General features: G+C 35.3%; 22 protein-coding genes, 1 tRNA gene and 1 pseudogene. 12 read left to right on the forward strand and 12 right to left on the reverse strand.

Annotated elements, in window-relative coordinates; genetic code table 11:
- The first annotated feature begins 129 nt into the window (after positions 1-129).
- From ABWU75_RS05355 to ABWU75_RS05370, 4 genes are read left to right on the forward strand one after another with little or no spacing between them, the layout of a single operon-like run.
- A complete protein-coding gene (locus ABWU75_RS05355; RefSeq protein ID WP_353286768.1) occupies positions 130-3,051 on the forward strand; it encodes a hypothetical protein in 2,922 nt (973 codons plus the stop codon).
- A 37-nt stretch (positions 3,052-3,088) separates the two neighbouring features.
- The gene (locus ABWU75_RS05360; RefSeq protein WP_264732335.1) at positions 3,089-3,220 is read left to right on the forward strand and encodes a hypothetical protein; all 132 of its coding nucleotides are present in this window, start codon (positions 3,089-3,091) and stop codon (positions 3,218-3,220) included.
- A 28-nt stretch (positions 3,221-3,248) separates the two neighbouring features.
- Positions 3,249-3,512 (forward strand): translation initiation factor IF-1, encoded by a 264-nt coding sequence (infA, locus tag ABWU75_RS05365; protein ID WP_164224845.1) that lies wholly within the window; start codon positions 3,249-3,251, stop codon positions 3,510-3,512.
- Positions 3,490-4,083 carry a Maf family nucleotide pyrophosphatase gene (locus ABWU75_RS05370; RefSeq protein ID WP_064125248.1) on the forward strand — a complete coding sequence of 198 codons (594 nt, stop codon included), beginning with the start codon at positions 3,490-3,492 and terminating at the stop codon, positions 4,081-4,083. Before infA ends, ABWU75_RS05370 begins: the two co-directional genes overlap by 23 nt.
- A 52-nt stretch (positions 4,084-4,135) precedes the next feature.
- On the opposite strand, the pseudogene ABWU75_RS05375 reads toward ABWU75_RS05370, so the two are convergent.
- Positions 4,136-4,414 (reverse strand): annotated as a pseudogene (locus ABWU75_RS05375) (IS66 family transposase); the annotation flags it as partial.
- Here ABWU75_RS05375 and ABWU75_RS05380 point away from each other — a divergent pair.
- Positions 4,376-4,672 (forward strand): hypothetical protein, encoded by a 297-nt coding sequence (locus tag ABWU75_RS05380; RefSeq protein ID WP_264732636.1) that lies wholly within the window; start codon positions 4,376-4,378, stop codon positions 4,670-4,672. The pseudogene ABWU75_RS05375 and the gene ABWU75_RS05380 overlap by 39 nt on opposite strands.
- Here ABWU75_RS05380 and ABWU75_RS05385 read toward each other — a convergent pair.
- The 5 genes from ABWU75_RS05385 to ABWU75_RS05405 form a co-directional block, all read right to left on the reverse strand.
- Positions 4,663-5,925, reverse strand: coding sequence for a Tol-Pal system protein TolB (locus tag ABWU75_RS05385; protein ID WP_253309121.1), 1,263 nt, complete (start codon positions 5,923-5,925; stop codon positions 4,663-4,665). The two genes, ABWU75_RS05380 and ABWU75_RS05385, sit on opposite strands and share 10 nt — an antisense overlap.
- 9 nt (positions 5,926-5,934) lie before the next feature.
- Complete coding sequence (locus ABWU75_RS05390; RefSeq protein ID WP_353286769.1) at positions 5,935-7,569, reverse strand: ribonuclease J; 1,635 nt, start codon at positions 7,567-7,569, stop codon at positions 5,935-5,937.
- A gap of 217 nt (positions 7,570-7,786) precedes the next feature.
- Positions 7,787-8,905 (reverse strand): molecular chaperone DnaJ, encoded by a 1,119-nt coding sequence (gene dnaJ, locus ABWU75_RS05395; RefSeq protein WP_264732332.1) that lies wholly within the window; start codon positions 8,903-8,905, stop codon positions 7,787-7,789.
- 82 nt (positions 8,906-8,987) lie between these two features.
- Positions 8,988-9,065 (reverse strand) — tRNA-Arg (locus ABWU75_RS05400).
- 206 nt (positions 9,066-9,271) lie between these two features.
- Complete coding sequence (locus ABWU75_RS05405; protein ID WP_353286770.1) at positions 9,272-9,484, reverse strand: hypothetical protein; 213 nt, start codon at positions 9,482-9,484, stop codon at positions 9,272-9,274.
- Positions 9,485-9,923: 439 nt separating this feature from the next.
- Here ABWU75_RS05405 and ABWU75_RS05410 point away from each other — a divergent pair, with 439 nt between their 5' ends.
- The 3 genes from ABWU75_RS05410 to ABWU75_RS05420 all read left to right on the forward strand — a co-directional run bounded on the left by ABWU75_RS05410 (position 9,924) and on the right by ABWU75_RS05420 (position 11,964).
- On the forward strand, positions 9,924-10,172 hold the full coding sequence (locus tag ABWU75_RS05410) for a hypothetical protein (protein ID WP_353286771.1): 249 nt from the start codon (positions 9,924-9,926) through the stop codon (positions 10,170-10,172).
- Positions 10,169-10,738: a hypothetical protein gene (locus ABWU75_RS05415; RefSeq protein WP_264732326.1), complete on the forward strand. Its 570-nt coding sequence runs from the start codon at positions 10,169-10,171 to the stop codon at positions 10,736-10,738. The genes ABWU75_RS05410 and ABWU75_RS05415 overlap by 4 nt, the downstream gene beginning before the upstream one ends.
- Before the next feature lie 62 nt (positions 10,739-10,800).
- Complete coding sequence (locus tag ABWU75_RS05420) at positions 10,801-11,964, forward strand: porin (RefSeq protein WP_264732547.1); 1,164 nt, start codon at positions 10,801-10,803, stop codon at positions 11,962-11,964.
- Positions 11,965-12,150: 186 nt separating this feature from the next.
- On the opposite strand, the gene mutS is transcribed toward ABWU75_RS05420, so the two are convergent.
- The 4 genes from mutS to ABWU75_RS05440 all read right to left on the reverse strand — a co-directional run bounded on the left by mutS (position 12,151) and on the right by ABWU75_RS05440 (position 17,422).
- The gene (gene mutS, locus ABWU75_RS05425) at positions 12,151-14,664 is read right to left on the reverse strand and encodes a DNA mismatch repair protein MutS (RefSeq protein WP_264732324.1); all 2,514 of its coding nucleotides are present in this window, start codon (positions 14,662-14,664) and stop codon (positions 12,151-12,153) included.
- Positions 14,665-14,889: 225 nt separating this feature from the next.
- The gene (locus tag ABWU75_RS05430) at positions 14,890-15,027 is read right to left on the reverse strand and encodes a hypothetical protein (protein WP_353286772.1); all 138 of its coding nucleotides are present in this window, start codon (positions 15,025-15,027) and stop codon (positions 14,890-14,892) included.
- Positions 15,028-15,269: 242 nt separating this feature from the next.
- Positions 15,270-16,079 carry an ankyrin repeat domain-containing protein gene (locus ABWU75_RS05435; RefSeq protein WP_264732319.1) on the reverse strand — a complete coding sequence of 270 codons (810 nt, stop codon included), beginning with the start codon at positions 16,077-16,079 and terminating at the stop codon, positions 15,270-15,272.
- A gap of 185 nt (positions 16,080-16,264) precedes the next feature.
- Positions 16,265-17,422: a Fic family protein gene (locus tag ABWU75_RS05440; RefSeq protein WP_353286773.1), complete on the reverse strand. Its 1,158-nt coding sequence runs from the start codon at positions 17,420-17,422 to the stop codon at positions 16,265-16,267.
- 269 nt (positions 17,423-17,691) lie between these two features.
- On the opposite strand from ABWU75_RS05440, the gene ABWU75_RS05445 reads away from it, so the two are divergent.
- The 4 genes from ABWU75_RS05445 (at position 17,692) to ABWU75_RS05460 (ending at position 22,045) form a co-directional block, all read left to right on the forward strand.
- On the forward strand, positions 17,692-18,378 hold the full coding sequence (locus ABWU75_RS05445) for a TerC family protein (protein WP_253309112.1): 687 nt from the start codon (positions 17,692-17,694) through the stop codon (positions 18,376-18,378).
- A 163-nt stretch (positions 18,379-18,541) separates the two neighbouring features.
- Positions 18,542-18,796, forward strand: coding sequence for a DUF1016 N-terminal domain-containing protein (locus ABWU75_RS05450; RefSeq protein WP_264688114.1), 255 nt, complete (start codon positions 18,542-18,544; stop codon positions 18,794-18,796).
- A gap of 16 nt (positions 18,797-18,812) precedes the next feature.
- Entirely contained in the window at positions 18,813-20,936 is a 2,124-nt protein-coding gene (locus ABWU75_RS05455; protein WP_353286774.1) for a hypothetical protein, read from the forward strand.
- A 323-nt stretch (positions 20,937-21,259) separates the two neighbouring features.
- The gene (locus tag ABWU75_RS05460) at positions 21,260-22,045 is read left to right on the forward strand and encodes a latrotoxin-related protein (RefSeq protein WP_341822463.1); all 786 of its coding nucleotides are present in this window, start codon (positions 21,260-21,262) and stop codon (positions 22,043-22,045) included.
- 81 nt (positions 22,046-22,126) lie between these two features.
- On the opposite strand, the gene ABWU75_RS05465 is transcribed toward ABWU75_RS05460, so the two are convergent.
- Complete coding sequence (locus ABWU75_RS05465) at positions 22,127-22,351, reverse strand: hypothetical protein (protein ID WP_253309107.1); 225 nt, start codon at positions 22,349-22,351, stop codon at positions 22,127-22,129.
- Positions 22,324-22,848 carry a pyrimidine dimer DNA glycosylase/endonuclease V gene (locus ABWU75_RS05470; protein ID WP_253309106.1) on the reverse strand — a complete coding sequence of 175 codons (525 nt, stop codon included), beginning with the start codon at positions 22,846-22,848 and terminating at the stop codon, positions 22,324-22,326. The genes ABWU75_RS05465 and ABWU75_RS05470 overlap by 28 nt, the downstream gene beginning before the upstream one ends.
- Positions 22,849-22,863 lie beyond the last annotated feature (15 nt).

Consider the following 22,863-nt stretch of genomic DNA (forward strand, 5'->3'; position numbering starts at 1 on the left):
AAAAGCTTAACACTTGCAGTTATTTTCAACACAATTAAGTTAATAATAAAAGTTAGTGTAGAACGTGGTTTGATTTTTTTGAATATATGTTAATTAGTATAATATAAATATAGTCAAAGGAGGTGTGTTATGATTGGAGGTTTGACTAAGGGAGACAAAGCAGCAGAGGCGGGAAAAACAAGTGATCAGTCAGAGAATTATGATGTTGAATCAGTTATAAGGGCAGCATCATGTACCTGGTATGCAATACATCGCCTACTGGTGTTGTATGGAGAAGAAAAAGAAAAATTATGTTATTCATCACGGTTTACACTACCTTTTATATCTCTCAAGAACCGTATCAATGAAGTGGAAAAAGAAAATCCTTCCACTAAGGACTCTGCTACAATAAAGTTCTGCCGCTCAATTGCAGAAAATGATAAATTATGCAAAGAATTAAGAAATTTAAATAATCTTGCTGAAAATTTTGCCAATAAAGAATTTGATTCTCAATTAGAGAAGATAATAACAGGTTTTAAACTAAAAGATCTAGAAGACAAGGTAGGCTTCTTAGTACTTTTGAAAGAAGAAAGTGACTTCACTGCTATACAAAAGGCTTATAGGGATGAGTGGAGTTTTTATGACCTAATAAACGATAGAGATTTTAAACAAACGTACATAGATAAAGCAGTAACAGAGTCTGCTAATAAGAGCTTTAAGGAAGATATAAATAAATGCATAGAGTTGGCAGAGCAGGGAAAAAAAGCTGCAAGTAAATATTTTGAGAGGAAAGACGTAGAGCTTCGAGCTTATTACACAGAAACTGATAACGCTGATAGAGTTTTGAATGTTAACCTTATTAATTACAATAGAAGTGAGCCAACAAGAATTAGTGACATTTTACAGCAAGAGAAAGATATTAAAGAATTGAATATCTATTGCAATAAAAAACATGAAATACACGCTCATCAAGAAGATAAGAAAAGATATTATGAATTTAAAGAAGGCGCATATTATGAAATGACAAGCACTTGGCCTGTAGAGAATGGATCCAGAATGTGTACCATGATTATGAATGTGAGTAGTAGCGGCATAACTGAAGTACTAAAATTTGATGGTGAAGATTTTGTGTCATCGGAGGAGATCCTAGAATTAATAAAGCAAAATGATGAATTATATATTCAAGGCCTCGTCTTACATGATGCTGTAATGAAATCACTAGAAAAGGGTAAGGCTGCTGATGTTGTACCTACTGCTAATAATAATTTTCAAAATGAATCTATAGTGGCCTATCAAGATAAGGAACCAGGGGGGGAATCGAAAGGTCCAGACCCTAAAGTTGATGATGACAATAGCCTTCCTTCTTCTCCTTCTATTAATAGCAATGCATTAATTCAAACAGAAGTCAATTTACAGCACACTGAAACTCAACCAGAAGTTGCTTCACAACAAATGGATGAATTGATTTTAAATAATCAGATGCTGTCCGAAGAAAACGTTGAATTGAAGCAAGAAGAAGCAGAGTTGCAAGTGATAAATAAAAAGCACCATGAATTAACACAAGAAAATCAGCAACTACAGGAGAAACTAGAAACAACCCAAGCAGAAGATAATCAAACAATTGTAAAAGAGAGGCAGAATAGCGATTTACAAGATAAACTTGGAGAAGAGAGACCAGAATTCGACATTCCAGAAAACGAGTACGAGGAATTCCCAGGAGATACAATGCTTATACTTAAACTCACTGAAGATGAAGATAACGTTAATGTTACACCAGAGAAGAAAAAATTACGCAGATTTTCAAGCGTTGATAGTGGACTTGGTGATGAGCATTATGTATCGGATCAGAGACCTGTAGAAATTGAGCAAGAGCAAAAAAACACAGAATTGCAAACTGAACTGGCACAAAAAGATAAAAAGTTAGCAAGTGCGTTAGCAGAGCTACAAGGGAAAGCACAAGAACTTGAAAGTGTATGTGAAGAAAAAGGAAAGCTAAGGCAAGAGCTGGAAGTTGCTAATGCAAAAAAGGAGGAGTTAAAAAGTAAATTAAAGAAATCGCAAGAAGAACTATGTCATGTGCAGAAAGGAAAGTCTGATTTAGAGGACAAGTTTGATCAGTTAGAACGCTCTAATAAGGATATAGAGGAAGATAAAGAATGGTTTTCAAAACAAGTATTAGATCTGCAAAAAGAATTATCATGCTCGGAAGAGGTAACCCAAGAATTAATCAATAAGTTAAAAAGTGCTGAAGCAGAAAAAAAAGAAGTGAATCAGAAACTTGCAGAAGCTGGGCAAAGAATTGAAACATTAAAAAAATGGACTAGCGATTTACAAGATAAACTTGAAAAAAAGGAGCGAGGATCAAAGGCAGAAATAGATGCAATGCGCAAGGAGTTAACGCAGCTTAAAGAAAACCTGAAGAGGAATGAGGAAGAATTTAAAAGTGTGCATGAAGAAAAAAGAAAGCTAGAGGACAAGCTGAAAGGTGTTAATACAGAAAAGAAGGAATTAGAAGACAAATTAAAAGAATTTGAAAAAGAGATAGGCCAAGCAGCACACATAATGGAGGAAAAGGAGCGGTTTATAAGCAATTTAAAACGTCAAATGCAAGAGTTGGAAGATGAGTATAAAGCACAACAGGAATCTTCTAAACAAGAGATATGCAACCTAGCATGGAGAGTTGAAGAGTTAAGAAACGAGCTAGAGCGTGAGAATGAATGGGATGATAAAGTTAATGAATGGGATGATAAAGTTGTAGAAATGCTTAATGGACTGGAAGAAAAAATTCGTGCTGATGGACAAAGGAGCCTCAACGATCAATTTTATACTCTAACAGGAGACATTTCTAGTGAGCCTGACAATGCTCCACGAAAGAAGATAGAGTTATCCAGACCTTCAAGCGTTCCACCAGAAGAGGAGAGAAAATTATCCAGATCTTCAAGCTTTGATAAAGGATATGATAGCAATGAGGAGAATTGTGATAATGATTTATCTTCCAACATAAGTCCTATAAGTTCTATTGAGAAGGTGGCAGAGAGTAGAAACGTAGGTAGCTCGCCTTCTCTCTGTTAGGAATTGGTTGCCATAAAGCTCGGTTAGGTTGGAGAAAGTGAAAAATGCAGGGCTGCACTTCGAAAGCATTATTGTGAAGATGGTTGGGATTAAGTTGCAAGAGAAATACTTAAGTGGGGTGCAAAAAGTCTTTTGTGTTGATAATAATTTAAAATCTATAGTAGACTGAAAAAGATTATTAAATTATAATATAACATATGATAAAAGACGAGAAATCGAAAACAATTTTTGAAGTGGAAGGGGCAGTAACTGCTTTACTACCTGCAGCAGAATTTAGAGTGAAACTGGACAATGAACATGAGATTATCTGTCATGTATCAGGGAAAGTGAGAAGAAGTAAAATACGCATCATTATCGGGGATAGGGTGTTAGTTGAGATGAGCATTTACGATAGGAATGCGAAAAAAGGTCGGATCATTAGAAGGCTTAAAGGTACAAGTGACAGAACGATCTCTAAATAATCTTATTCTTGCTTCATCATCGAAAAGGCGTATAGCTTTACTAAAACAAATAAATATTGAGCCAGGTTTAATTTTGCCAGCAGACATAGATGAAGCCCCTTTAAAAAAGGAACTTCCGAAGGATTACTCAATCCGTATGGCAAAAAGTAAAGCTGAGAAAATACAAAGTTCAAATCCAAATTACTTTGTGCTTGGTGTTGATACAGTTGTTGCTTGTGGTAGAAGGATATTGCTTAAAGCTGAAAACGTTGAGCAAGCAGAAAAATGCATCCGCTTGTTATCAGGAAGAAGGCATAGAGTATATACCAGTGTGTGTCTATTAACTCCCGATCAATCTAAACAACATATTAGAACTGTGGTTACAATAGTGAAATTTAAACGTCTCAGTGAACAAGAAATTAAGTATTATTTAGCATCAGAAGAGTGGAAAAATAGGGCAGGGGGATGCAATATACAAGGCCTAGCTGGGATGTTCGTATTGTTCTTACGCGGCTCCTACTCTTCCGTTATAGGGTTACCATTACATGAAACCTATTGTTTGCTAAGTAATTATTTTAACCGGGAGTGTTAAATAAACCATACGCGTCAAGTTAAGGCCCAATATAGCACCATTTAAAGTGGGTAGATAGCCTTTCGAAATCCCTTAACAAGTGTGCCCAACAAATCTGTCTTTTTTCGTCACTGAAGTAGTTGTGAACCGCATACCTATCGGTAACAACCAAATTCTTATAACTAGAAAATGTACTACTCTCTAGAAACTTAACTCCTCTTGTGTCTGCTAATTTAATAAGGCTTGCTTCATTATTAGCAAACACCCAGCACCAGCCAAGTTTACCTTTAGAATAATGGCTAGTTTCATCAATATGCAAAACTTTGCTTGCTCTCTCTACTTGTTCATATACATCTTAATACATAATTCTCCACAAAAACAATCTTCAGGGAGGAGCTGGATAATTATAAGCTCAGCATTATTGTTTGGCGCTATAGGAGCCACACTGGCTACAATGGGAATTATACCTGAAATTGCTGCTATTGGAGTAATTGCAACTGTTGTGTTGTCAGGAATCGCTGGTACTATAGTAGGTGGTGTAGCGGGATATCTTGTTAATGTGGCAATAAATCAATGCTGTGGAGCAAGCAGCTCAGTAGTTCAAGAATAAGACCAATCCGGTAAAGAAGCATTTGTGGGAGTGGAAACCATTTTTTGATTTTTCTTTACTAAGTCTACTAAATATAGTTTAGAGTTGCTTGGTGATTCTGTTCTTGTGAAAATGATTTCTCTACCATTTGGTAGCCATGCCGGAGATTCAATTTTATGCCCTTCTGAAAGTAGACGTTCTTCTTTGCCATCTGGCTTCATAACTCCTATGTAAAATTTTCCTGACTGAATCTTTGTGAAAGCTATCAGATCTCCTTTTGGCGACCAAACAGGCGTAGCATATCTTCCACTTCCAAAACTAATTCTTTTAGGTTTTTTACTTTTGTTAGTAAAATCGATAACATACAGCTGCTGACTCCCACTCATATCGGAACTAAAAACCATATACTTTTGATCTGGAGAAAAAGAGGGAGAAGTGCTTATAGCTGAACCTTTAGTAATTTTTTTTGTCCGTTTACTACTTAAATCCAAAGATAATATATTCGTTTCACCACCCAATGAGTGGGAAATTAAAAGAGATTTACCATCAGGAGAAAATCTTGGTGCAGAAATAACTCCTTCAAATGCGCTGATTATTGATTCAGTGTGGTCTTTTAAATTTTTTAATACTATATAACTTTTACCATTTGCGTATGAGATATAAACAATACCCTTTCCATTTGGTGAGAATCTCGGTGTTGACACAAATCTATCGCCATTTGTTAAGTATTTTATATTACTTCCATCTTGATTCATCACAGCAATTTTACGTACGGATTTATAATTGCTATCTTTTTCTTCAGCAATATACGTGATTTTTGTGTTGAAGTGCCCTTTCTCACCAATCAATCTATCATGTATCACATCCGAAACGAGGTGGCCAATTTTTCTCCAGTCTTTTGCTGGAAAAACAACTGACTGAGTAAGTAATTCTCTTTTTGTAAAAGTGTCAAATAAACGAAATGATAGCTCTAATGCACTACCAGATACTTCGCTTAAACTTACTGTGACTACAGTATCGCTTTTCCAAGATTTAAATTCAGCTTCCGCGCCACGTTTTACATTAAATAAGCCACAATTAGATAAATTTGTTCCTATTACCTTTGCAATATTTTCGCTTAATTCGCTTTCCAGCGCTGTTTTACATGTACATTTAGATACAACAAGACCAATGTTACCAACACTGCTTTTTTTTATATCAACATATAAAGCAGCTTTTGTAAAATAAGGAATAAATAACGAAACAAGCAATATTAATTGAACGAATAACTTCATTCTTTCATTTCATACCTGTTCTATCTGGACTTCAATTATAGGTCTTTTTAGTAAATATTCCTTTAAGATACTCAATATTGAACTTTCAATCTTATTTTTAATTTTTTTTGTTGGCTGCAAACTAAACAACGACTCAACTTTCTTGACAATTTTCTGTATAATAGCTGCATCTTCTAGCACTTCAAAAACACCAGGTACAAATACTTTCGGTTTAGTAAGCAATTTATTTTTCTTGTTTACAACTGCTATTACCACAATAACTCCGGCATCTCTCATTCTTTTACGCATTTTTATAACACTGCTCTCCGGATGACGTAGCAGCATACCATCAATACCAAAGTAGTCAACATCGATTGAATCAACTTTTTCTCCGCTCTCCAAATTAACAATATCACCTGGTGCAATCATTATTGCTTTTGCCACACCGCACTCTTTAGCAAATTTTACATGTGCATGCGTGTGAATATATTCGCCGTGAACTGGAATAGACATCTTCGGTTTTATTAAAGAATACATTTCCTTTAACTCTTCTCTTGTTGGATGCCCAGAAGCATGAACATGCTCTGTTTTTTCAGTAACAACTTCTACCCCCATCTCAATAAAGGCATTGAGCATGTTGTGCGCACGAGTTTCATTTCCAGGAATGATTTTTGACGAAAAGATCATGGTATTACCTTGCTGCATTTTAAATGCTTGATGACTCTTATTAGCAAGCCTTGAAGTTGCTGCCAGTGGCTCACCTTGACAACCTGTGCAAAGTAGCACCAGTTTTTCCCTTGGAAAATTTACTGCTTCCTTTGCTTCAAGAAACTGAGGAGAATCAGTTAAATAACCACTATCTTGCGCAACCTTCACTATTCTCCATAAAGATCTACCAAGTAAAACTACTTTTCTATTTAGTGCTTTTGCAGCTTGGCTTATCGTTTCAATTCGTGCCACATTTGAAGCAAATAGCGAAACAGCAACTAATTTTTTAGACCGCTTTATTATGTTATAAATGTTATTATAAATTTCACCTTCTGACTCAGGGTGATGCTTGCTTAATATATTGGTTGAATCGCAAATTGCTGCAAGCAGGTCACCTTTATCGCCAATTTCTTTTAGACGCTCTATATTAGAAGTTAATCCAACAACAGGTTTTGGATCAAATTTCCAGTCTCCGGTATGGAGTGCACTACCCATTTCAGTGCTAATTAATATTGAATTTGCCTCAGGAATTGAATGAGTTATATTTATAAACTCGACGGTAAAAGGACCCAAATTTGTGCTGCCATTTATGTCCACCTCTTTCACAGGTACTGTATCTTCTAATCGAAACTCCTTTAGTTTCTCCCTAAGAAAATTAACCGTAAACTTTGTTGTATATATGGGGCACTGCAACTCTTCCCACAAGTGGGGCACTGCACCGCAGTGGTCCTCATGTGCATGTGTAATTATTATTCCAAGCAAATCTTTTTTTCTTTGAGCAATAAAATCTACATCAGCAATGAGCAGCTCAACACCTGGCATAGTTTCATCTGCAAAACCAACACCAAGGTCGATCATAATCCACTTACCTTGATAATGATATAGGCTAACATTCATCCCGATTCTTCCTACTCCCCCAAGCGGAAGAAATAAAAACTCATTTTTGTTTATATTCATTAAATTTAAATTATTAAAACCTGAGAGTAGCAAAACTTCGACCTTAAATAAAGAAATTTATTGCTTTTACATAATTTTAAGGAACTAAGAAGTTTCTGTTGGCTAATAATGTTGATATCAACACTATTGTTAAGTTTTCCATTAATAAGGTCAAAGAATTGCAGGATTAAATGAAAACCCGTAAACAGTTACTCCTTCATGTCATTTAGCAGATTTCTTATTTTTTTTTTACTTTACTAAAAAACCCTTCAGATCGTTGTTGTACATTTGCATTTTCCTCTTCTTCAAACGCTTTTAATAGCTCAATTTGCTTTTTGGTTAAACTTTTTAGATTTAAGGTTTCAACTATTACCTGTACATACAAATCACCGCGAACATGTGAACTCATATGCGGCATACCCTTCTCCTTACAACGTAACTTGGTACCAGTTTGAGTGCTCTCTGGAACTTTTACTTTTGTTTTAGCTCCATCAATTGACTGAACATCAATTTCACCACCAAGCACAGCTAGTGTCATTCTTATAGGTACTTTACAGTGTAAATCTGCCTTATTTCGAGTAAAGATTTTATGGGGAGCTATTTTCACGTATACGTATAAATCTCCACTTTTTCCACCTCTTGCTCCAGCTTCTCCTTTACCACTTATCCTTACCTTAGCTCCTTCTTCTATGCCCTTTGGAATTGAAACGGATATATTTACTTCATCTCTTCTACGTCCACTTCCACCACATTTCTTACATTTATTTTGTATTATTTCTCCTTCCCCATAGCATGTAGTACATGTTCTTTCGATGGTAAAAAAGCCTTGTTGAGTTCTAATCCTACCGCTTCCCTGGCATGTGGGGCACTGAACTGGTTTAATTGCTCCTTCGCTACCTGTGCCTTGGCATGTGTCACATTTTACATTTGTCACATAATGTATAGGCGCTTGTATTCCTTTAAATGCATCTTCTAAGGTAATTTCAAGATCATAACGTAGGTCTGCTCCAGACACTCCTGTTGTGCTCCTCTTTGCTCTTGATCTACTTGCACCACCACCGAATCCTCCACCAAAGAAGTCATTGAATATGTCGCTAAAATCTCCTGCAGAGCTAAAGCCTTGAAACCCACCAGAAGCACCTTCGTGGCCATAACGGTCATAGCTTGCCCTTTTCTCAGAGTCAGATAGAACTTCATATGCAGCTGTTACTTCTTTAAATTTTTCCTCTGCTTCTTGATTGCCAGGATTTCTATCAGGATGATATTTTAACGCTAATTTTTTATACGCTTTTTTTATCTCATCAATACTGGCATTTCTTCCTACTTCCAGCAGATCATAGTAGTCTTTTTTGCTCATATATAATAGTTTAGTGTTTAACCTTTAAAGATAGGTATTGCATATATTAATTTCAAGTGTGACTTCTGTTTCCTATAAAATGTGGTGCACCCTGAGCGACTTGAACGCCCGACCTTTTGATCCGTAGTCAAATGCTCTAATCCAACTGAGCTAAGGGTGCTTTCATAAAGTTAACTTTAGCAGGTTTTGTAGCTTGATTCAATTAATTTGGCTAAAAATAAAACTGTTAATTTTTATCATACGTGAAACCTGCAAAAAATTGCATTTGTTTTCTTAAGAATCATTTTATGGTCAAGCTCACAACTATACGAACATTTGTAGTCAAGGCACTGGATCTGAAATTGCAATGTTCGTATAGTTGTGGGTTTAGAACCCCTCACAATTCCCAAACTGCTGTTCCGCATTAGAATTATTAAATTCACTATAAGGAGGAGAGTAAGGAGGAGGTGGTCCATAATTCCTAACTGCTTCTTCAGCCTCCTCAACATTGTCTGATTCTTTCTCATGCTTCATATGAAAAGCTAAACCACCAGCAAAACATACGAGAGAATTAACGCCAAGGATAGCTAAACCCCACACTGGTAAGACTGGGTAAACAGCACAAGCTACCTACTTTCAAAACACGTTCCCTCAGATTCTCACTTTGGCATCATTCTACCTTATCTAAAGCCATTTTATACCTTTTTATCCCTTCTGGGGTAACCTTTTTTCAGTTAGCTATAGTAGATCTTTCAGAACAACTAAACGTGACTTGTTCTACTTCCATCTAATACAATGTAACAAAGGGGTATAACTCAGAGCTAGAGGTTATGATTGTAATAAAGATATAAAAAAAACGGATAAGTCAAGCAAAGTTACATTTGTAACTTTGCTTGACTATCCATTTATTACCACCTAAAATAGCTAACAAAGCCATTCCGTATGACATTTTATCTATATCTAATCAAGCATATTAATAAGTAAGTAAATTTTAATATAATCTTATTATACTTATAAATATGCTGTATAGAATGAAAGTATGGATGATTTCATAACTGCAAGAAGGAAAGATGATGCTGTGGTATCTGTTTGTCAGGATAATAAGAAAAAAAACGTATTAATTTTAGGGCTCAATCAAGCCGCAAGGAATTTGTTAAAATACGAGGAAGGGAATTTACTTAATAAGCCGTTAATCAATATTTTAAGTGCAAGAGCAGCTGACGACATGAAGAATTATTTAGAGTATACCGAAAATGGCACGATTTACTTGATGTATTACCTAAAGTGATAGGTTTTTCCTTAACTGATGCTAAAGGAGAAGATATAAAGACAAAAGTAAAAGTTTTCCGCACTGCACAATTTGCTAGTAATAAAATAAATTATGAGCTATTGATACGTGATATCAGCTTGTCTCATAAATTAGGAATCTTTAGAGATGAATATCTAATGGGTAAAAAATATAAAAACCATGACTTATTCGATATACCAAACAATGAGTCTACTATTCTAGAGTTATACGTTATATTAAATTTTGCCTTTCAACATCAAATTAATGCAGCTATAGGAGTGATTGGCTTAAATAGTAGCTGTAGTGAGACAAATGATGCACTGAAAGTTATCATAGAACATTTTTGTAAAAATTGCCGTAGTGATGATTTTCTAGGGTATATTGATGAGAATAAAGTGCTTTTTGTTTTGATTAACTGCGATGTAAAAAGTACGTCTAAAATAATTAATCGTATACATTCTGCCATTAATAAGCAGTTATTAAAGCGAAAATTACCAAGTGTATCAATAATTTATGGGAATATAGCTCAAAAACGGGCAGCAAAATCTACCAGCGGCGCCTTCTGAAAAGTTGTTTTTTATTTATATTGAGTTTAAACTTAAATTTTTATAAAAATTTAAGTTTATTTATGAAGTTAAGGTACTACCTGGTAGCATTGCTTTCATCATTATTTTTGCAGAATAGTGCTAGCTCTAGAACAATTCTGGATAAGGAAATATTTTATGCAGAACTAGATGGAAAAGTAGATTTGAGATTCGGCTACGCCTTCAACAGAGGTTCTTTCAATGCTAAGGCTAAGGATAAAACTTCAAGTTATTCATACTTGCGCTTTCTTTATTTACAGCAAGTTTATCCAAATACTCAAATGGGGTTTAATGTTAAGGCAGGAGTTTCTGGTATTGCAAACCTAAAAGCGTTAGACATAGAAAAGTTAGACATGGAGGAATGGTATTTCATCATTAAAAATCAGGTGCTTGGATCAATTGAATATGGTAAAAGAAGTTTAGTTAGTCAGGGCATGTTAATTAACACTTCAAAAATTTATACAGCTGCTGGAGGAGTAAATGGTCATTGGACAAACTATGCAAATTTGCGTGGTAACGAAAACAGAGATAATGGCCCTGGATATGATAAAGACAAGGTATTTTGGGTAAAACCCAACATTTACAGTAATTATAATGGACTCGAACTAGGGTTAAAACAATCATCAATTAACTACATCTCCCCTGAAATCTATAACTTTCAACTCGGGTTCAGTTATGTCCCAGGAAAAAATAACTTACAGTACAGCAATTTAATTGCTGCTGGCCTTTCCTATAAAAATGGCCTATCAGATGATATAAATTTTACTACTGCCTTAACTGGTGAATTTGCAAGAGAAAATTTAACTGATTGCTCAGATGGAACTTCTAAAAATTATGAATGTCGTAATCAATTACTGCACTGGAATTTTGGTTTGAAGCTAAAATTGTTCGATCTTGATTGCATTTTTTCGTATGGTAATGGCGGTAAATCTGGTGAGAAGCGTAATCCTGAAATAAATAATACGTATTATATGAATGCAGGTATTGCTTACCATTCTGATTCTCGTAAATTGAGCTTAACATATTTCAATAGTGGTAGGGATATTGCAGCAAACGAGTTAACATCATATGCTTTAAGCCTTGAATATCCATTTTTTATGGGCACTTCATACTATTTCGATATTGTAAAATTTAGTACCAAAGAGCCTGAAGTAGAAAATAGCAACTCTGGTTATGTGCTCTTGACTGGACTGAAATTAAGTTTTTAATGAGGTTACATTGCCTCCTGTCATCCCAGCACTCTTTTCTGTCATCCAAGTAGCGGATAACATAGAAACGAAAAACTTACTTGACACATTTTGCCAGCCCCCTTATCATGACGTGTATAACAATGTTACAAAAAATAATATCATAGGGTTCTCTCTACTTTTTCTGGGTAAGATTAGAATTTCCTCTTAAGCCTTTAGCTCCTCAAATACTTCACTTGCTCTATTTAAAACAGAATCAGGAAAACCAGCAAGTTTTGCTACATGTATTCCATATGACTCATCTGCAATGCCTTCAATTACTTCATGTAGAAAGATAACCTCTCCGTTCCACTCTCTTATTTTTACACAAAAACATTTCACGTTCTTCAAGTATTTGCTTACTTTAGTTAATTCATGATAATGAGTTGCAAAAATGGCGCGGCACTTATTTACATTGTGAATATGTTCAATCACTGCCTGTGCAATAGATAATCCATCATACACTCCTGTGCCCCTACCAATTTCATCAAGTATCACCAAGGAACGATCTGTTGCCTGATTTACTATCGTTGCTGTTTCGATCATCTCTACCATGAAGGTAGAATAACCAGCTGCTATATTATCTGTTGCACCAACCCTGCTAAATATCTTGTCAATCACTCCAATATGCGCACTCTCTGCTGGCACAAATGACCCCATGTGAGCTAAAACTGCAATGAGAGCGTTTTGCCTCAAGAAAGTGCTTTTTCCAGCCATATTAGGACCAGTAATTAGATGTATACCAGCTAAATTGATGCTATTTGCAATGAATTTATCGTTAACTTCAACCACTGGATGTCTTCCATTGCGAATATTGAACTCTTTACTGTCATCGATAATGGGTTTTACGTAATTATTTTGCACTGCAAGCTCCGCAAAAGTGGCTCTAATATCAAGTTTTGCCAAAGCATTTGCAGCAAGAGCAATTTTTTCAGATTCTTTAGCGACTTCACTACACAGTTCACTAAAAATTTTCACTTCTAAGCCGATTGCAGCATCACGTGCCGTAAGAATTTTATTTTCTAGTTCTTTCAATTCATTAGTAGTGTAGCGCATGCTATTTGCTAAGCTTTGCCTATGAATAAATATGTCCGAAGTTATTTTGTGATTTGCTGACACTTCAACGTAATAACCAAGTATATTGTTGTGTAATATTTTGAGTGCGGCAATGCCAGTTAGGTCGCGATAAGACTCACGGAGCTTAGTTACCAACTTGTTACTGTTGTTCAATATATAAGATAACTCAGATAATTCTGAGTTGTATTTTGGATTGATAAATCCTCCTTCTTTCACGGAACTGAGGTTATTATCAAGTATAGCGCTGTTTAGAAGCTCGAATAGATCTTTATGATTACCAAGACTTTTATGTATTGTGCTTAGTTCACTCTCGTCTGATTTTACTGTCATTCCAGCGCGTGACGCTGGAATCTGCATCTGGATTCCAGTGTCAGCTACTTGGATGACATATTGTTGTGGGAGAGATCCATTTTCACCTGATTCAATTTTACATAAGAACTCAGATAACTCTAAAGTTTTTCCTAGGCCTATTTTTAATAGGTTCATATCCTTTGGTGAACCACGTCCTAGTATTAAGCGCGATAAAGACCTCTCAATATCCGGAATGTTAGATAATATCTCTCGTATTTTTCTGCGTGGCTCATGATTATTTACAAAAAATTGAGCGGTGCTGAGCCTCAAATTGATTGCCTTGGAGCAAGCAAGTGGTGAAGCGAGCATTTGTTTGAGCAGGCGTCCACCAGAGGCTGTAACTGTGTGATCAATAACTGAAATTAGTGAACCTTTCTTTTCACCAAATTGAGTTGAAAACAACTCAAGATTTCTCCTTGCTGAAGCATCAATAAGCATGAAATTTTGTTGCTTATAGGTTTTTGGGAATTCAAGCCTTGGAATGGAGCCCCTTTGTGTTACTCTGACATATTCAAGCAGTGCACCGCACGCCATGATTTCTACTTTGCTGAAATTTCCTATACTCCCAAGTTCCCTGATTTTATAAAACTCGCATAACGTTCTGTGAGATTTACTATACTCAAAAAAACTCTGTGCGTGTTGTGTAATTGATATTTTATAATTTTTTAAAATCGATCTAATTTTTTCGTCCTCAGTGAATTTTTCAGAAATTAATAATTCTCTTGGTGATATACGCAATAAATCACTATCTAGAGCTTTCAAATTCGTTAAAGTGTGAAAAAATTTTCCCGTTGATAATTCAAGCCAACTAATAGCATATTCGTCATTTTGTTCAACTATGGATGCGAGATAATTATTGCTTTTATCCTCCAGTAGCGAATCTTCTATAATTGTACCTGGAGTTACAACTCGTACTACATCACGTTTTACTATGGATTTATAGCCCCTCTTTTTTGCTTCATCAGCAGTTTCTAATTGGTCACAGATTGCTACTTTGAATCCTAAATCTATTAGCTTGTGTAGGTAAGATTCGCTACTGTGTGCTGGCACTCCACACATTGGTATTTCTTGCCCATTTGAATTGCCCCTCTTGGTTAGCACTATATTCAGCAATTTCGCAGCTTTAATAGCATCATCGAAAAACAACTCATAAAAATCTCCTAGCCTATAAAATAGCAGATGATCCTTGTATTGAGCTTTCAGGTTCAAATATTGCTCCATCACAGGAGTGTTTCTTTCTTTCACAAAGCTCATAATATTTTTTAATATATTGTATTGGTAATAAATTCAATGTTATTATAGATTATATTGCACATGTGAATAACATAAATTTTAGATAGGTGTATAGAGGGGAAAATTTAAAACAATTAAATTTCTTGGATCCAAGTAGTCAGGACACTTGGATGACACCCTCCTTGTATGTATTATAGCTAAAGTGACTTACGACAATTTGAAAAACAAAAATTCGTCATTCCGCTACTAGTTAGCGGAATCTATACCGCGAATGAATCCATAGCTGTACGAACATTCATTTTTGAAGGTAAATTGCACAGCAAATGGTGTCATTCCAGTGCTTGACACTGGAATCCAGCTTCTATGCAACCTCATCAAAAACATTCATTTAGTGTAAGATCAGCTACTTTCCATGCTAGTTTGCTTGTGAACAAGCAAACTTTTCTGGATCCCAGTGTCAAGCACTGGGATGACATCATAGGGGCGCTGGGATGACACCCTCCTTGTGTGTATTATAGCTAAAGTGACTTACGACAATTTGAAAAACGACACATTCGTCATTCCGCTACTAGTTAGCGGAATCTATACCGCGAATGAATCGCGGTATGACGTGTTGCTTGGGTCAGCTATACGTAGGTTGTGGCCCTTCTTTTTGCACCATCAACAGATATTTCAGAGCTAACAGTGCTAATAGTTTTTTCTATCGCTTTAGCCTGTTCATAGTCTTGACTCAAAAAATACATGGCCAGCCCAACAGCTATACTAGCAACAAGAACAGGTGCTATCATTACACCTAGTATCATACCACCAGAAAGACTTACTGCAACACACACACCAGCTCCAAGTACAACACCAAGAAAACCACCAATTATTACGCCAGGCACCAAACTGCCTATCATAGCGCTTTCTTTTTTCGTATTAGCTTGTTCTTTCATACTTTTAATAAGCACTTTTTTTGTTTCTCCTTGAGCTAAATCTAAAGGAATTTTATTATCCGCGTTTTGTATCAAAGGATTTGCACTATATGTAACAAGAAGGGTGATTATTTCTTCAGTTTTCTTACCTATAACTGCATGATGTAGTAATGTATTTCCCTTTTCATCTTTAAAGTTTATATGAGTACGAAGTTCCTCATCTAGATTTCTTATTGGGTTGTTTTTTGCATATATCCTAGGTTTTATTGCTCTATCTAAGCATTGTATCACTTGTTCTAGTGATTGCTCGCCAGGATTTTGTATAAAATGAAGCAGAATTTCGTGTACTATTGCTTCCTTTGTAGTTTTTTGGTATCGTAAAGCACATGCAAATGTGTCTTTATTAATAGTTATTTCTTTGTTTTGTTTAAGGAAATCTTTTAACTTTCCAACTCTATTTATACTGTGATTTTCGCTAGCAATTATCGATTGTAAAGTTTTTCTGTTATCGTCACCAGTCATGCTATCCTCCTTGATTTGATTGCATTACTCATTAATAAATAATATAATAAATCCTGCTAAAAGTCAAGCAATTAATTAATAAGTTAATATAATTCTCCAAAAGGAGCTCCTTACTTTTTGTTCAGCATGTCCATTGGATCAGACTCTTTAAGCTTGCTGTTTGCTGAATTTATTCATCACAATAGCTACAATGTGCTATCGAAGTTCTCTGTAATCTTAGTTGGTTCTTCTAGAATATTCAAAATATCAGCTGCACAATAAACCCGATCTCTCTTTCCTTGAGAAGTTTGTGAAACGATGCCTAAATCTTCAAGCTTTACGATTGCTCTTTGGGCTGTTGTAAATACGACACCTAAGTTTTCAACCACTTTCCTTATAGTAAAGTAAGGGTTTACAGCGAGATACCTTACAATACCACTCGCAACTCCTTCAGTTTTAGAACTAACTTCAGTTTGCCAATTTGCAATCAAAATGTTAATTCGTTCTGCTCTTGACAATGCATCCAATGATTGCAGTACTACACCATTTAAGAAATAAGAGAACCAATCATGCCACGTGCCTCTGTTGCTTATATTGTAAAGTTGGTCATAATACTCACTTTTTGTAGCTTCAAAAAATGCACTTAAGTATAACAGAGGTAATGGTAATAATTTTCTTTCGATCAGAAGTAATGTTATTAATAAACGTCCAATACGTCCATTGCCGTCCAAGAATGGGTGAATCGCTTCAAATTGATAATGACATAGAGCTATATGTATAAGTGGGGGTAATGTTCTATCATGTAGAAACTTTTCAAAAGAGTCCAAGCAACCCATCAATTCACCTGGCATTGGTGGCACATATTTTGCTGTGTCTATTGTACATCCTGGGCTTCCAATCCAATTTTGCACTCGGCGAAATTCTCCTGGAGTTGCGTGAGAACCTCTTACACCTTGCATAAGTTTTCCGTGAATTTCTTTAACCAACTGAAGCGACAGTGGAAAAGATTGTAAACGTTTTAGTCCATAATCGAGCGCTGATATATAATTGCGTACTTCTTGTAAATCATCGGGATTGCGATCTACATTAGCACCTGCTTCTTGAGCCAAAATTTCACCAAGAGTTGCTTGAGTTCCCTCGATTCTACTTGAAAGAACTGCTTCACGTGCTATAAAGGGTCGTATGAGAAGATGAGGGTTAGGCAATTTAGCTCCTTCCCTGGATAACATACCCAAAATATGATCTGCTCTGGAAAGACTATTAACTAAATAATTGTCCCATTCAAATTTTGGTGGCAAGGGGTTAGGTATAAATGCCTGATAACCAGCGAATACTTTGCCTGATGGTGATCCTTTAATATACATTCATTCAACCTAGCACACTATTTTTATAGTATATATTATTTTCAAATAAAGTCAAAAATGAAAATAAGGCTTTATCTTATTTGCGTGCATGAAAATAAGAAACTCTCTTATTGTCGATTTTGCTCAAAAACAAAAATAGAAGAAGCTGCTGAACTTTATATTACGTTTGCTTCAGTCATCCTGTTTTTCTGGAGAGCTAACTTCTGAGTGAAGTCACTTAATTTTTACACATTTATTGTAGAGTAAGAAGAGCCGAATTTGGGACAAAAATGCTAGCTGATGCTTGGACTTTACTGACACTTACACTACTTGAAACTATACTTAGTGTAGACAATTTAATCTTTATTTCTCTAGCAATAGATAAGGTACCAAATGCGCTGAGAGAAAGAGTGCGCCTTATGGGCCTTGGATTAGCGCTATTAATGCGTTTTGTAATACTATTTTTTACATCATCTATATTGTCAATGCAAAAACCTATATTTCACACTGCATCGCTAAATATTTCAGCAAGGGATTTACTTATGATCGCAGGGGGATTATTCCTTATTGTTAAAAGCTCTATGGAGTTATGGGATGACATCTTTGTATGTAAGAAAAATAAAAAGAAAGCAAACGTTAAATCAAAATTTTTTTTAGTTGTGCTACAAATTATATTAATAGATTTAGTTTTTTCAGTTGATTCGATATTAACTGCTATAGCACTAACTTATAACATGATAATAATTGCCACAGCGTTTACATTTTCCATGCTAGCAATGCTGTTTTTATCAAGTTATACCGCCCAGTTAATCAAATCTAACCCAGGCTTAAAAGTAATTGCTATCTTATTTATTTTACTTGTCGGTGTGTACCTCATACTTCATGGATTTCATATAGAATTACCAAAAGGATATTTGTATTCTTCATTTATGTTTGCACTGCTTGTGGAAGTTATAAGCAAAATAAAGAAAACGTAGTGTGTAGATATAGCCTCACTCAAGCGAGATTTTCCTGTGGATTTAAGGTAATAAGAGGAAGTAGTAATGTTTTTTCGGGGTGAAAGTAACCTCTTGCATACATATTAAAATCTAGGAAAGTTAGTTTTTGTGCTATAATGGTTCTTTATTGAAAATAGCGTTGATGGATATCACTACTAGCTTATTAGGGGATATTAGTAATTTAATAGATAGAGCAAAGAATCATCTTGCTACACATTTCAATTCTACTCTAGTATTGTTAAATTGGGAAATTGGCTTCAGAATTGGTCAAGATATCTTAAAGCACAAACGTGCAGACTATGGCAAACGAATCATCTCCCAACTTGCAAAAGAACTTCAGATTAAATATGGACGTGGGTTTGATAGAGCTTCATTGTTTCGGATGGTGCAAATATAGGAATGGGGAGAAATTGATGAAACATGCATCCAGTTTGCCTGAGTGGCAAAAAAATGTTGTTGAGTTCTTATCTAGTCGTAGAAAGTATCGGTTATTTGGATGGGAGTTTGGTCCAATTTTACTTGATGAGTTATATGGGATAAGGGATTATCGCACAGACTATATAAGAGTTGGAGCTTTTTTCACTCCTATAGTTGCTTTTTCTGCTGGGCTTGTTTCATTTGTATCAACACGCAGGGTATATCTTGCTGCAGTAGTAACTTCTAGCCTAATAGTACTAGGGATTATAACTACACTTGCCGTTGACTATCAAATGACAAAAAGAAAGGCTGGGGTGGTAAGCCAAGAGGATTGTGTTAAATTGCTGAAAGCACTAGAGAGAATGCCGCAGTATTGGTGGTGGCCATGGAGTAAACAGATAGAGGATATTACGATCACTGAAGAACAAATAAATAGAGCAGTGAACTACAATGATTACTCGATTGCTTCACGCTTAATCTATTCCTTATTTACTAACGTTGCGTTGCATCAACTTTACGTTGCAAGGCTAAGTTATCTTTATAGTTATCATAAACTTGGAGGGAAAATGGTATTAGGGTTTGATATAATAGGTTCATGTAAAAAATTACTACAAAGCAACAATCTTATTTCTAGTGATGAAAAAGTACCTGAAACTGCACAGGAAGCATATAGGGAAGAAAATAGGTTAGAAGAGGCAAGTAGGATTGATAAATTAGTCAGGACCATAAAGGTGTCGTCCATAGATGGAAAGTCTGCTTTGTCTGAGTTGAGTAGCTTGGCTGATCAGGAAGAAGAATTTTTGATGAGGGCAAGAAATAGGTACTTAAAAGATGCAAAGGCATCTGTTGAATTCCTTTGTGAAAAGTTGTTGGCAATAAAGAACATAACATATAAAGAAATTGAGTCTTTAAGCAACGTTATAGAAGTAAGATGGAAGGAGTTTGATAGTGCTTATAATGGGTATGTGGAGGAATATTATAAACATTGGGTAAGTTACTTAGAGTCTTTGAATGCTCGTTATGAAAAATCTGAGTTGCTTGAGGTAATAAAGGAAGCAGTAGAAAAGTTGTTAAAAGAGAGCAAGGAACAATATGAAATGCTAGTAGGGCAATCTTATGGCGTGAATCCAGATGAGAATTTTGTACTACCTATGTTAGACTATTTTACTTTGATGGAAGCATACTATAAGTTTGCTACTAAACTACTTAAGGACAAAAAGAATTGCTATAGTCTTCAGGGTTATCGTTCCGACTCAGATGCTCTTGATAAGATAAGTTCCATACTGAAAGAAAGTAAAGATAGCAAGGAAGTTTTGAAAGAAAAAAGCAAAGAAGAGGTAGAGGGTGAATCATCGCATGAAGAGAGAATAGAGAAGAAAAATCAATTATCTTATAAAGATAACATAAAGGAGGATAAGTTATCCTACAGAGAATTACTATTTCATACAAGAGCTATGGTAAATTCCTATGTTAAGAATAATGAATTAAATGAAGAGGTAAAGAGATCCTATAAGGAATCGAAGGTAGGTAAAGTACCGACTAAAGAAGAAATAGGAAATGTAATAGTATTCATGTTAAAACGCTTAGAGGAATTATTGAGTAATAGATTTCAAAGCAAGAAAACAGCTTTCCAAAGGCAAAGAGAAGAATCTGAGCAATTTAAAGAAATACGAGAGGAAGCAGAAGAAGGATTAAGACAAACAAAACACAAAGCAGAACTTATTGAGGAAGTGGAGGATCTTTTTGCGGAAAGGTTATCTGACTTCAACATGGATAGTAAATTAGGGAAAGCAATATTGAAAGATCAAAGAAAGATTAAACGGAAGATTGTGAAGTGTATTATGGAGTACAACTTTTCTCTAGAGCAGGTGCTAGGTGCAATAATGGAAGGAATAAAGTTTAATGAAGAACGAGTTGTAAGAGAAGGCGCTGTTAGTGATGAATTGATAGAAGTAGTTATAAGAAACTTTTTGACTATTAATGAAATAGTTGAAGAAATGGTAGAGAAGGTAGTAATAGAAGTTGATAACAGTACTGTTTTGCAAGATATGCAGGCGCCAAGCTCTGTATTTAACAATGTAACTAATGAACCAATTGCAGGACCTTCTTGTAGGAGATAAGAGTTTTAAAGTTTGTGAAAAACTTGGATTTGTGGCTATTATTTTGTATGCTCTTTTTATCATAAAAAGTATTACTTTTATAAAAACACAAGTCCCTTTAGCGTCACAAAAAGTTTGTTCATTTACTTTTCCAAAAATCACAAAAAAGTACCTACCTTTGTGAGAACAATTTAAATAAAAGCAGCGTTGTGAAAATAAAAACGTAAAATTGTTGCAACGAAGCTAAGCAAACTAGTTCATATATAAATTTAGTTAAAGTAGGCTAATATAGGTAGTTTTAGCGTATAGCAAAGTTACTATAAATAAAAGTTCGCACAGGTTGTTTGGTAAAGGAAAGAAACTACAAAACAATTCAAGTAGCAAACTCTTCGATGGAAGTAGAGAATGGGAACCGTAGCCGTCGTTCTATCGATCAACCTTATTTAAAACCACTTTTGTTCCAGATCCGAGGTTGGTTTGTAAACATAATGAGTCGATTATCTTTTCAAAGCGTTTCCAACAAGCAGACTCTATTATCAGCGCCTTTAGTAAATAAAGAATTTGTAAAAGGAATTGACGATAAAACTAAAGTGGTGCCAGACATTAGAAGCATTTCAGCACAATCTGATATAAATGGAAGAATACTATTAGCTGATATGTTGCTGGCCAAGAGAGGTAAAAGACAAATGTATACTTCTTCAGCAGATAAACAGATTTCTTTGCAAGAGGCACAAGGCTATTCATTAAATATCGTAGATAAGTTTGAAGCAGAACTAAAACAAGCAGCTTTTCGTTGTGGTATATCGGTACAACAATTAAAAATTAATTTTCAAGAAGTACAATTAAGTGTACTTAAGAAAGTCATAGCGGGAAACTATCATGAAATCTCAGGTATGCTGTACTCATATGCAGAAAAAGCTTGTCCAGCATTAGAGCAAAAGGAGAAATTCTCAATGTCTTTTAAAGGTAAAATCGAGCAAATGTTGCAGAAAGAAATGATGCCTTTACTGGACAAAGCAAATGTTGATCCTTCATCAGTAAGTACTAATAAAGCTGTAGCTCTATCTGGTCCTAGAACCAATTTAAATAACGTATCAATTACAACTAATTCTACTGAATTGATCAGATAGAGCCTGAGTGAAGGAAGGAGCAGGTGTTTGCATTTTTTGTGGCTACTTGCTCCTACTGTTTCTCTAACTAATGTTGATTGATCAGAAAGTCTGTTTGATTTCGTCAAGGGAAAGTCCGGTGATTTCAGCTATAACATCTATAGAGACAACGGCCTTAAGTGAATTTTTTGCCACTGCTATTTTAGCTTTCATTTCACCTTTTTCTTCGCCGATTAGGATGCCTTTTTCATGTCCGATTTGGATGGCTTCTCTATTTATGAGCTGTATTAGCTGTGGTATTACGTAGCAGGATTTCCTATTATCCAATCTGGTGCTCCTCTGCCATTTTCCCACTTAGCAAATCTCATCTTTTCCTTGAGATAATATCTCCTATAAGCTTCCACAGAACTGCTGCATTTATACTGATCCGGCAGTGCTTGTATAAAAGCTTGCATATCAGTTGATCGAAAAATGAGTAAATCCTTATTACTATCACACCAATTTATTACTTCCTCTGATTTATGCTTTCTTTTGTATCGCCAAGTGTACTCTTTACATAATTCTCTTCCGTACTCTATCAACCAACAAAAATTCCCTTTCGATTGCCTAGCCCACAAAGAACAAGGATGATTGTTGTGAGTCAGTTTATATGGGACTTCTATATTCTGATTTATGATACTGACAAAAGGATTTGGCACTTTCAATGCTGTTGAAAAAACATTACTCAATAATTGAGCAGTTTCTAATGGCATTTTTACTATATGCTTATCACATAACATTTGAGCCGCAATTGCTGGGTTTTCATCTAGTATAAAGATGTTCATCTATACACCCAAAGA

It is taken from the genome of Wolbachia endosymbiont (group A) of Anthophora plumipes (genome assembly GCF_964028115.1).
Taxonomy (GTDB): Bacteria; Pseudomonadota; Alphaproteobacteria; order Rickettsiales; family Anaplasmataceae; genus Wolbachia.

What these genes read in the sequence shown, in the direction of transcription:
- ABWU75_RS05355 (WP_353286768.1), top strand. Translation starts at nt 130, where the DNA reads ATGATTGGAGGTTTGACTAAGGGAGACAAAGCAGCAGAGGCGGGAAAA.
- infA (WP_164224845.1), top strand. Translation starts at nt 3,249, where the DNA reads ATGATAAAAGACGAGAAATCGAAAACAATTTTTGAAGTGGAAGGGGCA.
- ABWU75_RS05380 (WP_264732636.1), top strand. Translation starts at nt 4,376, where the DNA reads ATGCAAAACTTTGCTTGCTCTCTCTACTTGTTCATATACATCTTAATA.
- ABWU75_RS05385 (WP_253309121.1), bottom strand. Translation starts at nt 5,925, where the DNA reads ATGAAGTTATTCGTTCAATTAATATTGCTTGTTTCGTTATTTATTCCT.
- ABWU75_RS05390 (WP_353286769.1), bottom strand. Translation starts at nt 7,569, where the DNA reads ATGAATATAAACAAAAATGAGTTTTTATTTCTTCCGCTTGGGGGAGTA.
- dnaJ (WP_264732332.1), bottom strand. Translation starts at nt 8,905, where the DNA reads ATGAGCAAAAAAGACTACTATGATCTGCTGGAAGTAGGAAGAAATGCC.
- ABWU75_RS05410 (WP_353286771.1), top strand. Translation starts at nt 9,924, where the DNA reads ATGGATGATTTCATAACTGCAAGAAGGAAAGATGATGCTGTGGTATCT.
- ABWU75_RS05420 (WP_264732547.1), top strand. Translation starts at nt 10,801, where the DNA reads ATGAAGTTAAGGTACTACCTGGTAGCATTGCTTTCATCATTATTTTTG.
- mutS (WP_264732324.1), bottom strand. Translation starts at nt 14,664, where the DNA reads ATGAGCTTTGTGAAAGAAAGAAACACTCCTGTGATGGAGCAATATTTG.
- ABWU75_RS05430 (WP_353286772.1), bottom strand. Translation starts at nt 15,027, where the DNA reads ATGTTTTTGATGAGGTTGCATAGAAGCTGGATTCCAGTGTCAAGCACT.
- ABWU75_RS05435 (WP_264732319.1), bottom strand. Translation starts at nt 16,079, where the DNA reads ATGACTGGTGACGATAACAGAAAAACTTTACAATCGATAATTGCTAGC.
- ABWU75_RS05440 (WP_353286773.1), bottom strand. Translation starts at nt 17,422, where the DNA reads ATGTATATTAAAGGATCACCATCAGGCAAAGTATTCGCTGGTTATCAG.
- ABWU75_RS05445 (WP_253309112.1), top strand. Translation starts at nt 17,692, where the DNA reads ATGCTAGCTGATGCTTGGACTTTACTGACACTTACACTACTTGAAACT.
- ABWU75_RS05450 (WP_264688114.1), top strand. Translation starts at nt 18,542, where the DNA reads ATGGATATCACTACTAGCTTATTAGGGGATATTAGTAATTTAATAGAT.
- ABWU75_RS05455 (WP_353286774.1), top strand. Translation starts at nt 18,813, where the DNA reads ATGAAACATGCATCCAGTTTGCCTGAGTGGCAAAAAAATGTTGTTGAG.
- ABWU75_RS05470 (WP_253309106.1), bottom strand. Translation starts at nt 22,848, where the DNA reads ATGAACATCTTTATACTAGATGAAAACCCAGCAATTGCGGCTCAAATG.